This window comes from Stutzerimonas stutzeri, from assembly GCF_002890915.1.
GTDB lineage: Bacteria > Pseudomonadota > Gammaproteobacteria > Pseudomonadales > Pseudomonadaceae > Stutzerimonas > Stutzerimonas stutzeri_AF.
In genome coordinates this window covers 72,084-86,891 of sequence record NZ_POUT01000011.1, presented here as the reverse complement: position 1 = coordinate 86,891, position 14,808 = coordinate 72,084, and the positions used below count along the sequence as shown (strand labels likewise).

Annotated in this window: 11 protein-coding genes and 2 pseudogenes; 8 read left to right on the top strand and 5 right to left on the bottom strand. The window is 64.2% G+C overall.

Going from position 1 to position 14,808, the window contains the following annotated elements; all coding sequences use genetic code 11:
* Nucleotides 1-40: 40 nt before the first annotated feature.
* From CXK94_RS18040 to CXK94_RS18030, 3 genes are read right to left on the bottom strand one after another with little or no spacing between them, the layout of a single operon-like run.
* Nucleotides 41-1,813 (bottom strand): acyl-CoA dehydrogenase C-terminal domain-containing protein, encoded by a 1,773-nt coding sequence (locus CXK94_RS18040; RefSeq protein ID WP_102895338.1) that lies wholly within the window; start codon nucleotides 1,811-1,813, stop codon nucleotides 41-43.
* On the bottom strand, nucleotides 1,810-2,427 hold the full coding sequence (locus CXK94_RS18035) for a TetR/AcrR family transcriptional regulator (RefSeq protein ID WP_256046129.1): 618 nt from the start codon (nucleotides 2,425-2,427) through the stop codon (nucleotides 1,810-1,812). Before CXK94_RS18035 ends, CXK94_RS18040 begins: the two co-directional genes overlap by 4 nt.
* A 2-nt stretch (nucleotides 2,428-2,429) precedes the next feature.
* Complete coding sequence (locus tag CXK94_RS18030; protein WP_102895337.1) at nucleotides 2,430-3,614, bottom strand: acetyl-CoA C-acyltransferase family protein; 1,185 nt, start codon at nucleotides 3,612-3,614, stop codon at nucleotides 2,430-2,432.
* Nucleotides 3,615-3,722: 108 nt separating this feature from the next.
* Here CXK94_RS18030 and CXK94_RS18025 point away from each other — a divergent pair, with 108 nt between their 5' ends.
* The 4 genes from CXK94_RS18025 (at nucleotide 3,723) to CXK94_RS18010 (ending at nucleotide 6,986) form a co-directional block, all read left to right on the top strand.
* The gene (locus CXK94_RS18025; protein ID WP_102895354.1) at nucleotides 3,723-4,787 is read left to right on the top strand and encodes an AraC family transcriptional regulator; all 1,065 of its coding nucleotides are present in this window, start codon (nucleotides 3,723-3,725) and stop codon (nucleotides 4,785-4,787) included.
* A 189-nt stretch (nucleotides 4,788-4,976) separates the two neighbouring features.
* Entirely contained in the window at nucleotides 4,977-5,372 is a 396-nt protein-coding gene (locus CXK94_RS18020) for a hypothetical protein (protein ID WP_102895336.1), read from the top strand.
* Nucleotides 5,373-5,376: 4 nt separating this feature from the next.
* Nucleotides 5,377-6,192, top strand: coding sequence for an SDR family NAD(P)-dependent oxidoreductase (locus tag CXK94_RS18015; protein WP_102895353.1), 816 nt, complete (start codon nucleotides 5,377-5,379; stop codon nucleotides 6,190-6,192).
* A 20-nt stretch (nucleotides 6,193-6,212) separates the two neighbouring features.
* A complete protein-coding gene (locus tag CXK94_RS18010) occupies nucleotides 6,213-6,986 on the top strand; it encodes a glucose 1-dehydrogenase (protein ID WP_102895335.1) in 774 nt (257 codons plus the stop codon).
* A gap of 96 nt (nucleotides 6,987-7,082) precedes the next feature.
* Here the strand turns inward: CXK94_RS18010 and CXK94_RS18005 are convergent, their stop codons facing one another.
* Both CXK94_RS18005 and CXK94_RS18000 read right to left on the bottom strand, forming a co-directional pair.
* Entirely contained in the window at nucleotides 7,083-8,147 is a 1,065-nt protein-coding gene (locus CXK94_RS18005) for an ATP-binding protein (RefSeq protein WP_102895334.1), read from the bottom strand.
* Entirely contained in the window at nucleotides 8,144-8,878 is a 735-nt protein-coding gene (locus CXK94_RS18000; RefSeq protein WP_102895333.1) for a response regulator, read from the bottom strand. Before CXK94_RS18000 ends, CXK94_RS18005 begins: the two co-directional genes overlap by 4 nt.
* A gap of 161 nt (nucleotides 8,879-9,039) precedes the next feature.
* Here CXK94_RS18000 and CXK94_RS22725 point away from each other — a divergent pair, with 161 nt between their 5' ends.
* The 4 genes and pseudogenes from CXK94_RS22725 to CXK94_RS17985 all read left to right on the top strand — a co-directional run bounded on the left by CXK94_RS22725 (nucleotide 9,040) and on the right by CXK94_RS17985 (nucleotide 14,783).
* Nucleotides 9,040-9,435, top strand: coding sequence for a hypothetical protein (locus tag CXK94_RS22725; protein WP_256046127.1), 396 nt, complete (start codon nucleotides 9,040-9,042; stop codon nucleotides 9,433-9,435).
* A 15-nt stretch (nucleotides 9,436-9,450) separates the two neighbouring features.
* Nucleotides 9,451-10,194, top strand: a pseudogene (locus CXK94_RS22720) (efflux RND transporter periplasmic adaptor subunit); the annotation flags it as partial.
* Nucleotides 10,195-10,210: 16 nt separating this feature from the next.
* A pseudogene (locus CXK94_RS17990) lies at nucleotides 10,211-13,347 on the top strand (multidrug efflux RND transporter permease subunit).
* On the top strand, nucleotides 13,344-14,783 hold the full coding sequence (locus CXK94_RS17985) for an efflux transporter outer membrane subunit (RefSeq protein ID WP_256046126.1): 1,440 nt from the start codon (nucleotides 13,344-13,346) through the stop codon (nucleotides 14,781-14,783). Before CXK94_RS17990 ends, CXK94_RS17985 begins: the two are co-directional and overlap by 4 nt.
* Nucleotides 14,784-14,808: the final 25 nt, after the last annotated feature.

Here is a 14,808-nt window from a genome sequence, read left to right as displayed (position 1 = left end):
GTTCACTTTAACGCAAGCATTGGGCACATGCACGGTAGAGCTAGAACTGATCCTCGGTCATGCCATAGAGGCTGTTCGAGCCGCCTTGCAGGCAGGCGAGCAAGCCATTGCTGCGTGGCAGGATACGCTCGAAGAAGAATGCTGCCGTCGCCAGTTTGGCCGAATGAAAGTGCGTATCGAGCGCCAATCGGGCCTTGGCGGCACAGGCCATTCGCGACCAGAAATAGGCATAGCAGACGTAGCCGAACAGGTGCAGGTATTCCACCGAGGCGGCGCCTACCGCATTGGGATCTGATTCGCTTTGTTCGCGCACCCAGGCACTGGCATCTTCCAGTTGCTTGACCACGCTGTGCAGGGCCTCGCGGTAGTCGGTAGCGGCCGTATCGGCATGCTCGCGAATCTCGTCTAGCAATTCGTGCAACGCTCGGCCGCCATCGGCAAGCACCTTGCGTCCGAGCAGGTCGAGCGCCTGGATACCGTTGGTACCTTCGTAGATTTGCGCAATGCGTACGTCACGCACCAGTTGTTCCTGGCCCCACTCGCGGATGTAGCCATGGCCGCCGAGCACCTGCTGGCCGTGTACGCAGCTTTCCAGGCCCGTGTCGGTGAAGAAGGCCTTGGCCACGGGGGTCAGCAGTGCCACTCGAGCCTGTGCACGGGCCCTCGCTTGGCCATCGTGGGCATATTTGGCTATGTCCAGTTGAGCACCGATGTAAGTCGCCATGGCCCGACCGCCTTCGTTCATGGCCTTCATGCTCAGCAGCATGCGGCGTACGTCGGCATGCACGATGATCGGATCGGCGATCTTGTCCGCCGCCTGCACGCCGGTTGCCGCACGGCTTTGCAGGCGATCGCGTGCGTAGGCGACGGCGCTTTGGTAAGAGGCCTCGGCGCAACCGATACCCTGGATGCCGATGGACAGGCGCTCGTAGTTCATCATGGTGAACATCGCAGCGAGGCCCTTGTTCAGCTCTCCAACCAGATAGCCGGTGGCGCCGTCGAAGTTCATCACGCAGGTGGCCGAGGCCTTGATGCCCATCTTGTGTTCGATGGAGCCGCAGCTCACCGCGTTGCGTTCGCCGAGGCTGCCGTCGGCGTTGACCAGTACCTTGGGCACCAGGAACAGCGAGATGCCCTTCGGTCCGGCCGGCGCGTCTGGCAGCTTGGCCAGCACCAGATGGATGATGTTCTCGGTCAGATCCTGCTCGCCGCCGGTGATGAAGATCTTGCTGCCGCTGACTCTGTAGCTGCCATCGGCTTGTGGCTCGGCGCGGGTACGGATGATACCCAGGTCGGTGCCGGCATGGGCTTCGGTCAAGCACATGGAGCCGGCCCAGCGGCCTGCGTACATCGGTGGCAGGTAGGTGCGCTTGAGTTCTTCACTGGCGTGGACATCGATAGCCAGACAGGCACCACTGCTCAGCACCGAGTAGAGGCTGAAACTGCAGTTGGTGGCATAGAGCATTTCCTCTACGTGTACTGCGAGCATCTTGGGCATGCCCATGCCGCCATACTGGGGATTGCCGGAGAGACCGACCCAGCCGCCTTCTGCATAGATGGCGTAAGCTTCGCGGAAACCGCTGGGCGTTCGCACGCTGCCATCGATCCACTGCGCGCCTTCCTCATCGCCGTTACGGTTAAGGGGAGCAAGCGTCTCGCTGGCCAGTTTGCCGGCCTCATCGAGAATGGCATTTGCGGTTTCGATGTCCAGAGCATTTGCCAGCCCTGGAAGGTCGTCCCACAGCTTGCCGGCATCGAAGACTTCGTCGAGAAGGAACTGGATGTCACGCAATGGGGGGGTGTAAGGGTTCATGATCGATTCTCGCAAGGTGAGGAGGCGCTGATCAGCAATTGGGTAAGGGCTTTGTGACGGTCACCCAGCGGGTAGCTCGACAGCCACAGTGGCAGGTGTTCAAACAGTTCTAGGACAACGATGTCGTTGTCAGCCGCATGGCATCCGGTTGAGCGAAGCGATGTTGAGAGCCGTTGACGCAATTGCTCGCGCATACGCTCGATGTGTTGTCGTTGACTGGGACGCAGACAGTCGAGTTCGCGAATCGCCAGGCGAAAGTGCAATGGGCTGCTGTCGTGCAGTGCGATCAGACGCTCTACCAGTACCGGCAGCCTGGTTCCGACGGAGGCTTGCCGTGGGCGCCGTTCGAACAGCGCCAGCATGGCCGTGTAATGCTCCTCGATGAACTCCAGCAGCAGATCCTCCTTGCCGCTGCAATGGTTGTAGAGCGAGCCGACGGTCAGCTCGAGGTGGCTGGCCAGTTCGCGCAAGCTCACTTGGGCGAAGCCGCGCTCGACAAAAAGCTCCAGTGCCCGTGAACGGTTGCGCTCGAAACGGGACATGGGGCGGCCAGCACTTGGCTTCTTGGCATTGTCCCTTGCGCTCGTCATCTCTTCTTTCAGTGGGATGAGCATGTTCAAACACGCTCGAAAACGACGGCTATTCCCTGGCCCCCACCGATGCACATGGTGGCTAACGCATAACGCCCCTTGATGCGTTGCAGCTCATGGATAGCCTTGGTGGCGATGATGGCGCCGGAGGCGCCTATGGGGTGGCCCAGGGAGATACCGGAGCCGTTGGGGTTGACCAACTGTGGGTCGAAATCCAGTTCTCGGGCGACGGCGCAGGCCTGTGCTGCGAAGGCTTCGTTGGATTCGATGACATCCAGATCCGCTACCTGTAAACCGGCCCGCTGCAGCGCCAGGCGAGTTGCAGGTACTGGCCCCAGCCCCATCAGGCTCGGCTCGACTCCAGCATGGGCATAGGCCACGAGGCGTGCGATGGGGCGCAGATTCTCGCTGTGCACCGCTTCCTCTGTCGCCAGCAGCAGTGCGCTGGCGCCATCGTTCAGGCCAGAAGCATTGCCGGCGGTCACTGACCCGTTTTCGATGAAGGCTGGCTTCATCTTCGACAGTTGCTCGAGGCTCGCTTCGGCGCGTACGTGTTCATCCACATCGAAGCGCGTGACACCCTTGCGGTTCTGTATATCCAGCGCCACGATCTGTTCTTTGAAGCGTCCTTCGGCAATCGCCCTGGCGGCGCGTTGTTGGCTTTGCAAGGCGAGTGCATCCTGATCTTCACGGCTGATGCCACATTGCTTGGCGATGTTTTCCGCGGTGATGCCCATATGGATGCCGAGCAATGGGTCTTGCAGCGCGCCGAGCATATAGTCGAGCATCTTCACATCCCCCATGCGCGCGCCCCAGCGTGCGCTGGGAACGAGGTAACCGGCCTGGCTCATGCACTCGGCACCACCGGCAATGGCGATGCGTGAATCGCCCAGCATCAGGCCCTGGGCTGCGCTGACGATGGCCTGTAGGCCGGAGCCACAGAGGCGGTTGACGGTGAAGGCCGGAGCCTCTTTGGGAATGCCTGCCTGTAACGCGGCGACCCGGCTTATGTAGGCATCCCGTGGCGTGGTCGGGATGACATGACCGAATACGACATGCTCCACTAATTGCGGAGCGCAGCCTGCACGCAACATCGCTTGCTGGGTCACGTGTGTGGCGAGTTGCGCAGGCGGTACGTCTTTGAGGGCGCCGCCGAAGGTTCCGATAGCGGTTCGTACCGCGCTGGTAATGAAAATATCAGGTTGTTTCATGTAGGCAGCTCCAGTCCGGGCAATGTGACCGGGGGAGTCTAGGATGGCGACGAGATCTTCTTCTATGCCGCAATTGCACAGCCTCCACTGACGGATTTGGACATGTCGATGACAATTGAAGCGCAGGTGAGCGCTGCGACGGAGACCTTGCGCAAGGCCGATTCGGTCGCGGCCTATCTTGTGAGCGCAGCGTTGTATCGTCTGGCCGATCAACCACCGTTGGTGGCGCGACTGTTGCACGATGCGGGGATCGATCCTCAATGGCTGAGTGATCCTCTTCAGCGTGTACCGGCCAATGCGGTCACGCGGTTGTGGTTGTCACTCACCGAGGTGTTGGGCGATGAGTTCTTCGCCTTCGACTCTGGTGGGATGCCGCGCGGTGCATTCGCAATCATCTGTCGCAGTGCGTTGCATGAGCCGGATCTGCGGCGTGGCCTGCGCCAGTGTCTGGCGGGGTTCAACCTCTTCTTGCGCGATATCAAGGCGCGCTTGGAAATCCGTGGCAGTCGATCGGCCATCGTGCTGGAAACGCGTGTCGGGGAAGCGAGTATCCGAGGGGCTGCGGAGGAGATCTATCTGAGCATGGTCATCGGGATCGCATGCTGGCTGGTAGGGCGACGGCTCTCGCTCGAGCGCACGCAGTTCGGCCATCAACCCCCGCCTCATGGCGCTGATCCGCTGCTCTGGGGAGCATGGATCCAGTTTGGTTCGGGCCATACCGAGGTGGAGTTTTCCACGCATCAGCTCGAATTGCCTGTGGTACGCAACTTTGCCGCCCTCAAGAAATTCCTGCGTCAGGCTCCTGAGGGAGTGGTCGTGAGCTTTCGCAATCGCTCGGGACTTTCCTCCAAGGTCTATCGCCACCTGAAAGGGGGTAATGGGCTCGAATGGCCGTCGCAAACCCACATGGCCGAACAACTGGGCATGAGCGAGTCCGCATTTCGACGACAGTTGGAACGCGAAGGCTTTTCTTACCAGGTTCTCAAGCATGAAGTGCGCAAAGCTCTGGCCTTCGAGTATCTCGATGACCATCGGCTAAGCATTGCCGAGGTTGCGATTCATTGTGGTTTCCAGGAGCCCAGTGCATTTCACCGGGCGTTTCGGCAGTGGACGGGCATGACGCCAGGTGCATACCGGGCTGCGCGCTCGCAGGCTGTGGACGTTCCCGGATAGCCTGCTGGCTACCCCTGAACCACCTGTTCTGGGGGGAGGATGGTGGCGGTTGCGCTGGGCACTATCGACGACGGTTTGCAAGCACAACAATAACGAAGCTGCCTCCTGCGTTGCCGGCGTGCATCATGGCGTTCAGTCTGTGATCTCGAGGTTGCGGCCGGAGGTGGTGTAGCCCAAGAGAACCGTTCGATGACTCACCATGCCCGTCTGCTTTTCACCACCGCCGCCCTGTTCAATTGGTCGGTCGCGCTTGGCTTGCTGTTCCCTCCTGCGCTGCTCTCTCAACTATTGCAACTGACACCCGTCGAGGGTGGTGACCTGATCCTTCGACATATCGCCAGTGCATTGATCGCTGTCTTTGGCTGGGCCTACTGGCTTGTCGCTCGCGACCCGCAGCGCTGGCGTGCACTGGCGGTCATCGGTGTCATCGGCAAAAGCCTGGTGGTGGCTCTGGTTGGCGTCCACTGGGGTTTGGGAACGATCAATGGATACTGGCCTGCTCTGGTCATGGCTGACCTGATCTACGCACTGCTGTTCCTCGATTTCCTGCGGCGCTACCCCCTGCCCGCCCATGCAAGGGCTTGACTACATGAGCACTCTGGATCAGCTATACGCACTGGCAGGAAAGGTCGCTCTGGTCACTGGCGGTGCCCGTGGTTTGGGGGCGGAAATTGCCCGAGCGTTAGCCCAGGCAGGAGCCAGGGTTGCGATCAGCGATATCCAATTCGATGCCGCTGAGCTTACCGCTGGCAACATTCGTGAGACGGGCGGGATTGCCATCGCCGTCAAGCACGACGTGACCTGCGAGGCGGACTGGGAGGGTGCGCTACACAAGGCCGTAGAGGTTCTGGGCGGTTTGGATATCGTGGTGAACAACGCTGGTATCGAGCAGGTGGGGTTGATCACCGAAACCACCCTGGAAGAATTCACACGGTTGCATGCGATCAACGTGGGAGGCGTCTTTCTCGGGCTCAAGCACGCTGCACGGATCATGCGCCCCGGTGGTGCGGCAGGCCGTGGCGGCGTGATCATCAATCTGTCCTCGGTTGCCGGCCTGGTTGGTGTTCCCGGTTTGAGTAATTACTGCTCATCGAAAGGGGCAGTGCGTCTGTTGAGCAAGGCGGCGTCAGTGGAGTTCGCCGCACTCGATTACCGGATCCGCGTCAACTCCTTGCACCCCGCGATCATCAAGACGGAATTGGGCACCAATGTCGTGAATGGTTTTGCCAAAGTCGGCCTGGCTGCCGATGAGGAAGAGGCCGAGCGATTGATCGGTGGCATGCATCCGTTGGGCTACGGCCAACCGCAGGACGTCGCCAGCGCGGTGCTGTTTCTGGCCTGTGGAGCAGCGGGTTGGATTACCGGTGCGGAACTCGCGGTCGATGGCGGTCTCAGTGCGCAGTAACCCTGGCAAGGAGTATTGAAATGGGACGATTGCATGAGCGGGTATGCCTGATTACCGGAGCAGCCAAAGGCATTGGGCTGGCCACGGCAGAGTTGTTCGCCCGAGAAGGGGCGTATGTTCTGCTGACCGATATCGATGAGGTTGCTGGCCAGGAGGCCGCAAGCGTTTTGAGCGAACAAGGTCTGCGCGTTAGTTTTCATCGACACGACGTGACCGACCAGGAACAGTGGTTGACCGTGATGACGGCATGCGAAAACCGTCATGGTGCCTTGGATGTACTGGTCAACAACGCAGGGATTGGTGAGTTCTGCGATGTCGAACATTTGAGCCTGGCACAGTGGCGCCGCACCCTGGCATGCAACCTGGACAGTGTATTTCTGGGCACGCAGTTGGCCATCGAGAGAATGAAGTCACGGGGTGGGTCTATCATCAATGTGGCCTCGATCGAAGGGCTGATTGGCGAGCCCCTGGTACCAGGGTACAACGCCAGCAAGGGAGGCGTGCGTTTGTTCACTCGCTCCGTGGCGGCGCACTGCGCGCGCCAACGCTATGCCATCAGGGTCAACGCACTATGCCCCGGTTATGTCGAAACGCCGATGGTCTTGGGGGCGTTGGCGGCAGCGCCGGAGTCGGAGGCGAAAGCGATGAGCGACTACCTTTCGCAACGTATTCCCATGGGCCGAATGGCGCGTCCTACCGAGATCGCCAAGGCCATGTTGTTCCTGGCTTCGGATGACTCCAGCTATATGACGGGAGCAGATTTGATCGTGGATGGTGGCTATCTGGCTCAGTGAGAAACCGGCTCATGCTTATGATGGCGCCAGGTTTCGTTGCCATTTCGACGTGAGCCGCATTGCTGTGACGTAAAGCAAGCAGTGCCTTGTACGTCTTTATTGCTGCAGCGGCCAACGCAGCACGAAGCGGCTGCCGCCGCTAGCAGAAGCCTGACAGTACGCCTGCCCGCCATGCGCTTCGGCGATGGCCTTGACCACCGCCAGGCCCAGGCCGCTGCCGCCGCTCTTGCGCGAGCGCGAGGGGTCGCCACGGCGAAAGGCCTCGAAGATGTCGGCGGCCAGGGCGCTGTCGATACCGGGGCCGTCGTCTTCCACGCTCAGCCGGCAGTCGCCGTCGGCCTGCTCAAGGCGCACCCGCAGCTTGCCCGGTTCGGCATGGCGCAGGGCGTTTTCCAGCAGCGCCATCAGCGCCTGACGGATGCGCATGGCATCGCATTCCACCAGCAGCCCGGCGTCCAGTTCCTGCTGCAGGTGAAAACCCTTCTCCGCCAGCGGCGTGGCGAAGGCCTGCAGCACGCTGCCCAGTTCATCGGCCAGGTGCACGCGGCTCCGTTGCACTTCCAGATGGCCGCTGTCGTTGAGGCTCAGCACGCGCAGGTCTTCGATCAAGTGGTTGAGGCCTTCAACCTGGCGCAGCAGGCCCTCGAACAGCTCGTTGCTGGGGCTGAACACGCCTTCGGCCAGGCCTTGCAGGCGTCCGCGCAGAATGGTCACCGGGGTGCGCAGTTCGTGAGCGATGGCGGCGTTCCAGAACTCGCGCTCGCGGGTCATGCTCTGCAGGCGCTCGGCCATGGTGTTGAAGTCGCGCACCAGTTGCGCGGTTTCGCCCATGGCCTGATCGTCCAGCGGCGCGCGAGCGTCGAGCTTGCCCTGAGCCACTTCACGCAGGCTGTGTGCCACGGAGTTCAGTGGGGTGATCAGCCGTCGCGACAGGCGCACGGCGAAGAATACCGCCAGGCCCAAGGCCGCGATGGTGGTGCAGCCGATCCAGATCATCTCCACCCGCGAAGGCATCCAGGTTTCGGAGATGCTGTCCGGCAGGTAGGTCATCGCGATGGCGTAGAACACGTAGGAGCCGAACACCGCGATGAAGATGATGCTCAGCGCCATCACCGCCAGGGACTGAATGAATTGCCGGCGCAGGCCCGGAGTCGGCTTCATGACTCGGCGCCGAAGCGATAGCCCACGCCCCAGACACTGGCCGGCACGCCCTGGATATCGAGGGCTTCGAGTTTCTTGCGCAGCTTGCTGACGTGGCTGTCCACGGTGCGCTCCTGGGTGTCGCCTTCGGGCAGGCAGCTCTCCAGCAGTTCGGCGCGGCTGAACGCCCGTTTCGGCGCGCGCATCAGGCAGGCCAGCAGCTTGAACTCGGTCAGGGTCAGGTCCAGCGTGTGCGGCTGACCATCACGTTGCACGCTGGCTTCGTGGCTGTCCAGGTCGATCTGGAATGCACCGACGCGCAACACCTGAGAGGCGGCGGAAACATTGGCCCGGGTACGCCGTAGCACCGCCTGCACCCGCGCCACCACCTCGGCCGGGTTGAAGGGTTTGACCACGTAATCGTCGGCGCCCAGGCGCAGGCCCATGAGCTTGTCGATGTCCTGATCGAGCGCGGTGAGCATGATCACCGGGGTATCGCCGCGGGAGCGGATGTCGCTGAGCACCTTCCAGCCATCGACGATGGGCATCTGCACATCGAGCAACAGCAGATCCGGCTTGAGCGCCTGGTGCATGGCCAGCGCCTGCTGGCCGTCGCTGGCGTGCTGGGTGCGCAGGCCGCTGCGTTGCAGGTAGGCGATGAGGATATCGGCGATCTCGGCTTCATCCTCGGCGATCAGTACCAGTGCCGTGGCGGGGGAGGCGGGGCTGGTGCGCGCGTGGGGATCGGACATGGGCGGGCTCGCAGACGGTGGCCCTGAATGTTATCGCGGCCTCCATGCTTTCTCCACAAAGCCTCGAATCATTCGCAACAGCGCTGTTCCACACTGCCGCCTCAATCAGCTCCCGGTCGCCATCAGGTCAGCGGAGCGCAGTGGGTAATGAGGAGTGGGTTATGGGCAGCAATCAGCGGCATCTGGGCATCGTGCTCGCAGCGCTTGCCGCAATGGCACTGACAGGCTGCGACGCGGCGCCAGAGCAAAGCGAAGCGGCCGCGCCGCTGCAGGTGTCGGTACTGACACTGGAGGCGCAGGAGCTGGCGGTCAGCGAGGATCTGCCCGCGCGTGTGGCCGCCGTGCGCAGCGCCGAGATTCGCGCGCAGATCGGCGGCATCGTGCAGCGCCGCCTGTTCGAGCAGGGCGCCGAGATCGAGGCCGGTGCCGTGCTGTTCCAGATCAACCCGGCGCCGTTCAAGGCCGAGGTCGACAGTGCAGCCGCTGCTTTGCAGCGCGCCGAGGCGACCCTGGCGCGGGCGCGGGTGCAGGCTGAGCGCCTGGCCCCGCTGGTGTAGGCCGAGGCCGTCAGCCGCCAGGTGTATGACGACGCTGTGGCGCAGCGCGAGCAGGCCGCCGCCGATGTGGCTCAGGCTCGTGCGACGCTGGCGCGGCGCAAGCTGGACCTGCAATTCGCCAGCGTCGAGGCGCCGATTGCCGGACGCATCGACCAGGCGCTGGTCAGCGAAGGGGCGCTGGTGTCGCCCACCGATACCACGCCCATGGCGCGCATCCAGCAGATCGACCAGGTGTACGTCGATGTGCGCCAGTCCGCCTCGGTGCTGGAGACGCTGCGTCAGCAGGTCGGTTCGGCGACGCCGGAGCTGGCCGTGGACATTCTCGGCAGCGACGGCAAGCCCCTGGGCATGCGCGGGCGCATTCTGTTCTCCGGTATCGAGGTGGATGCCGGCACCGGCGACGTGCTGCTGCGCGTGCTGGTGGACAACCCGCAACGCCGCCTGCTGCCCGGCCTCTATGTGCAGGCGCGGATTCCCCGCGCGCATTACCCGGCCGCCCTCAGCGTGCCGCAGCAGGCGGTGACCCGCACGGCAGGCCAGGCCAGCTTGTGGGTGGTCGATGCCCAGGGCCAGGCGCAGCCGGTGGCCATCGAGCTCGGTGAGCTGGTCGAGCGTCGCTACCGCGTGGTGTCCGGGCTCAGCGCCGGGCAGCAGGTGGTGATCGAAGGCATCGAGCGTCTGAGCCCGGACGCCCAGGTCGCCACACGCCCCTGGCAGCCCGCCGCCAACGGCGAACGCCTCAGCGCCGTTGCGCGCTGAGTTCGGAGACAAGCGCATGCCACAGTTCTTCATCAACCGCCCGGTGTTCGCCTGGGTGATCGCCCTGTTCATCGTGCTGCTCGGCGTCATCGCCATTCCGCAGTTGCCCATCGCCCGCTACCCGTCGGTGGCTCCGCCGTCGGTAACCCTCTACGCCACCTATCCCGGGGCCACCCCGCAGACGCTCAACGACTCGGTGGTGAGCCTGGTCGAGCGCGAGCTGTCGGGGGTGAAGAACCTGCTGTACTTCGAGTCCTCGGTGGACACCTCGGGCACCGCGCAGATCACTGCCACCTTCAAGCCGGGCACCGACGCGGAGCTGGCCCAGGTGGACGTGCAGAACCGCATCAAGGCGGTCGAGCCGCGCCTGCCTCAGGCCGTGCGGCAGAACGGTATCCAGGTGGAGTCCGCCGCTTCGGGCTTTCTGATGATGGTCGGCATGACCTCGCCCAACGGTCAGTACGATGAAGTGGCGCTGAACGATTACCTGGCGCGCAATATCGTCCAGGAGCTGCGCCGCATCGACGGCGTCGGGCGCGTGCAACTGTTCGGCGCCGAGCAGGCCATGCGCGTCTGGGTCGACCCGCACAAGCTCACCGCCTATGGCCTGACCCTGAACGAACTGGCCCAGGCCATCGAGCAGCAGAACGCGCAGATCGCCCCTGGCCGGGTCGGCGACGAGCCGGCATTGCCGGGCCAGCGCCTGACCATACCGCTGACCGTGCAGGGGCAACTGAGCACGCCGGAACAGTTCGCCGCCGTCGTGCTGCGCGCGGGTGCCGATGGCGCCAGGGTGGTGCTTGGCGACGTGGCGCAGATCGAACTGGGCGCGCAGTCCTATGCCTTTTCCAACCGCGAGAATGGCGTTGCGGCGACCAGTGCCGCCATCCAGTTATCGCCCGGTGCCAATGCCGTGCGCACTGCCTCGGCCGTGCGCGAGCGCCTGGCAGAACTAGCGCCGAGCATGCCGGTGGGCATGGCCTACTCGGTGCCTTTCGATACCGCTCCCTTCGTCAAGGTGTCCATCGAGAAGGTGATCTACACCCTGTTCGAGGCCATGGCGCTGGTGTTTCTGGTGATGTTCCTGTTCCTGCAGAACCTGCGCTACACGCTGATCCCGGCCATCGTCGCGCCCATCGCGCTGCTCGGCACCTTCGCGGTGATGCTGCTGGCGGGCTTTTCGATCAACTCGCTGACCATGTTCGGCATGGTGCTGGCCATCGGCATCATCGTCGACGACGCCATCGTGGTGGTGGAGAACGTCGAGCGGCTGATGGCCACCCAGGGCCTGTCGCCGAAAGAGGCGACCCTGCAGGCGATGCGGGAAATCACCGGGGCGATCATCGGTATCACCCTGGTGCTCACCGCCGTGTTCATTCCCATGGCCTTCAGTAGTGGCTCGGTGGGGGTGATCTACCAGCAGTTCACCCTGTCGATGGCGGTGTCGATTCTGTTCTCGGCCTTCCTCGCCCTGAGCCTGACGCCGGCGCTGTGCGCCACGCTGCTGCGCCCGGTAAGCGCGGATCATCATGAAAAGCGCGGCTTTTTCGGCGCCTTCAACCGTGGCTTCGAGCGCCTCACGGCGAGCTACGGCACGCAGGTAGCGCGTCTGGTCGGGCGCAGCGGGCGGATGATGGCGGCCTTCGCGGTGCTCTGCGCGATACTGGCCGTGGCCGCCGCGCAGTTGCCCTCGTCCTTCCTGCCGGAAGAGGATCAGGGCTACTTCATGACCTCCATCCAGTTGCCCACCGGCGCCACCAGCGAACGCACCCTGGACGTGGTCAAGGCCTACGAAGCGCACGTCGCCACGCGCCTCGGGTTGGACGCCAACCTGGTGGTGCTGGGCTTCAGCTTCGCCGGCTCCGGCCCCAACGCGGCCATGGCCTTCACCATGCTCAAGGACTGGGATCAGCGCAATGGCGCCACCGCTGCCGAAGAAGCGGCGCTGGCGCAGCAGGCCATGGCGGGTAACGTTGAAGGTCGGTGATGAGCCTGATGCCGCCGGCCATCGACGAGCTGGGCACGTCCTCCGGCTTCACCCTGTTCCTGCAGGATCGGGGCAACCGGGGCGAGGCCGCATTGCTCGCCGCGCAGGCGCAACTGCTGGAACTGGCGGCGCAGAGCGAGGTGGTCAGCGATGTCTATCCCGATGGCCTGCCACCCGGCGAGAGCATTCGCCTGGATATCGACCGGCAGAAGGCCGAGGCCATGGGCCTGTCCTTCGCCGCCGTGAGCAGCACGCTATCGGCGGCCATGGGCTCGCTGTACGTCAACGACTCCCCCAATGCCGGGCGCATGCAGCAGGTCATCCTGCAAGCCGACGCGCCGGCGCGCATGCAACTGGACGACGTACTCGGCCTGCGCGTGCGCAATGCCAGCGGCGGCATGGTGGCGCTGCGCGAGGTTGTGACGCCGGTGTGGAGCGAGTCGCCGCAGCAGATGATGCGCTTCCAGGGGTATCCCGCCGTGCGTATCGCCGGGGGCGCTGCTGCCGGTGTCTCCAGTGGCGCGGCCATGGCCGAGATGGAGCGCCTGGTGGCGCAGTTGCCGCAGGGTTTCGCCGTGGCCTGGACGGGGCAGTCGCTGCAGGAGCGCCAGTCGGCGGCACAGGCACCGCTGCTGATGCTGCTCTCGGCGCTGGTGGTGTTCCTGGTGCTGGCGGCGCTGTACGAGAGCTGGTCGATCCCACTGTCGGTGATGCTGGTGGTGCCGCTGGGTCTGCTCGGTGCGGTGGCGGCGGTGATGTTGCGCGGCATGCCCAATGACGTGTTCTTCAAGGTGGGGATGATCACCATCATCGGTCTGTCGGCGAAGAACGCCATCCTTATCGTCGAGTTCGCCCGCCAGCTACACGCAGAAGGGCGCCCGCTGATCGATGCCGCCGTGACCGCCGCGCGCCTGCGCCTGCGGCCGATCCTGATGACCTCGCTGGCCTTCACCCTCGGTGTGCTGCCCTTGATGCTGGCCTCCGGCGCCAGCGCCGAAACCCAGCACGCCATCGGCACCGGGGTGTTCGGCGGCATGCTCAGCGGCACTCTGCTGGCGGTGTTCTTCGTGCCGGCCTTCTTCGTCTTCGTCATCGGCACCCAGGAGCGTTTCAGCGCCTGGCGTGCGCAGCGGGGCAACACCGCGCTGACCCAGGAGAACCCATGATGCGTCTGTTCCTCACCCTAGCGCTGCTCGCCTGCCTGAGCGCCTGCTCGCTGGCCCCAACTCTGCAGCGCCCGGCTGCGCCGGTGCCAGCGAGCTTCCCCTTGGCCACGGCTGCACCGGCCTCGACGCTGCCGGCCAGTGCATTGGGCTGGCGCACGATGTTCGGCGATGCGCGCCTGCAACGGTTGATCGATCTGGCGCTGGCCAATAACCGCGACCTGCGTCTGGCCATCCTCAACGTCGAGGCGGCGCAGGCCCAGGCGAACGTCCAGCGCGCCGCACGTCTGCCGGCTGTGGGGCTGGAGGGCGCGCGCACGCGTGAGCGCGCTTTGACGACCGATGCGAACGGCCAGGCCAGCCGCGAGGTGAGCCAGCAGACCGGGGTGAATGTCGCCCTCAGCGCCTTCGAACTGGATCTGTTCGGCCGTGTGCGCGCACTTTCCGATGCGGCGTTAGCACGTTACCTGGCCAGTGAACAGGGCCGCGCTGTGGCGCAGATCACCCTGGTTGGCGCGGTGGCCGAGGCCTATTTCGCCCAGCGCCTGGCCGACGAGCAACTGCAACTGAGCGAGCGCACCCTGGCCGACTGGCGGCAGTCGCTGCAACTTGCCCGCCTGCTCAAGCAAGCCGAGCAGAACAGCAGCCTGGACGTGGCCCAGGCCGAAGGGCAGGTGGCCCTGGCCGAAGCCGACCTGGAAGCGCGCCGCCGCGCCCTGGCGCAGGCGGACAATGCCCTGCAGTTGCTGGTGGGCGGCGAGCTGCCGGGCGATCTTCCTGCTGGCTTGCCGTTGGAGCGCCAATCGGTGATTGCGCCACTACCGGCCGGATTGCCGGCCGACCTGCTGCTGAACCGGCCGGATCTGCGCCAGGCCGAGCAGACGCTGATCGCTGCCAATGCCGACATCGGCGCGGCGCGGGCGGCGTTCTTCCCGCAGATTTCCCTGACCGCATCCTTCGGTTACGCCAGCACCTCGCTCGCTGGCCTGTTTAACCCGGCGCGGCAAGTCTGGCGCTTCGCCCCGCAGATTTCCCAGCCGCTGTTTCTGGGCGGGCGCCTGCGCGCCGAACTGCGTCTGGCCGAGGTGCGCAAATCCGAGGCGGTCGCGCAGTACGAGCGCGCCATCCAGACCGCCTTTCGCGAGGTGGCCGATGCTCTGGCCGGGACGGCTACCTTCGACCGTCAGATCGAGGCGCAACTGCGCGCGGTGACAGCGACCGAGCGGCGTCTGCAATTGTCTGACCTGCGCTACCGCGCGGGCGTTGACGGCCGACTGGAACTGCTCGACGCGCAGCGCCAACTGCAGGCTGCACGGCAAACGCTGTTGGAGTTGCGCCGCGCAGAAATCGCCAACCGGGTGGCGCTGTACAAGTCCCTCGGCGGCGGCCTGCACGAGCGCGATGCCGCGGAGATTGCCGCTGTCACGGCCGCTCAGTAGAGTCCATCCACCTTGCCCATGAACC

Bases quoted from the DNA above. Each gene is read 5' to 3' on its own strand.
- CXK94_RS18030 (WP_102895337.1), bottom strand. From the start codon at position 3,614: ATGAAACAACCTGATATTTTCATTACCAGCGCGGTACGAACCGCTATC.
- CXK94_RS18010 (WP_102895335.1), top strand. From the start codon at position 6,213: ATGGGACGATTGCATGAGCGGGTATGCCTGATTACCGGAGCAGCCAAA.
- CXK94_RS18020 (WP_102895336.1), top strand. From the start codon at position 4,977: ATGACTCACCATGCCCGTCTGCTTTTCACCACCGCCGCCCTGTTCAAT.
- CXK94_RS18025 (WP_102895354.1), top strand. From the start codon at position 3,723: ATGACAATTGAAGCGCAGGTGAGCGCTGCGACGGAGACCTTGCGCAAG.
- CXK94_RS18000 (WP_102895333.1), bottom strand. From the start codon at position 8,878: ATGTCCGATCCCCACGCGCGCACCAGCCCCGCCTCCCCCGCCACGGCA.
- CXK94_RS18040 (WP_102895338.1), bottom strand. From the start codon at position 1,813: ATGAACCCTTACACCCCCCCATTGCGTGACATCCAGTTCCTTCTCGAC.
- CXK94_RS18015 (WP_102895353.1), top strand. From the start codon at position 5,377: ATGAGCACTCTGGATCAGCTATACGCACTGGCAGGAAAGGTCGCTCTG.
- CXK94_RS18005 (WP_102895334.1), bottom strand. From the start codon at position 8,147: ATGAAGCCGACTCCGGGCCTGCGCCGGCAATTCATTCAGTCCCTGGCG.
- CXK94_RS18035 (WP_256046129.1), bottom strand. From the start codon at position 2,427: ATGCTCATCCCACTGAAAGAAGAGATGACGAGCGCAAGGGACAATGCC.
- CXK94_RS17985 (WP_256046126.1), top strand. From the start codon at position 13,344: ATGATGCGTCTGTTCCTCACCCTAGCGCTGCTCGCCTGCCTGAGCGCC.
- CXK94_RS22725 (WP_256046127.1), top strand. From the start codon at position 9,040: ATGGGCAGCAATCAGCGGCATCTGGGCATCGTGCTCGCAGCGCTTGCC.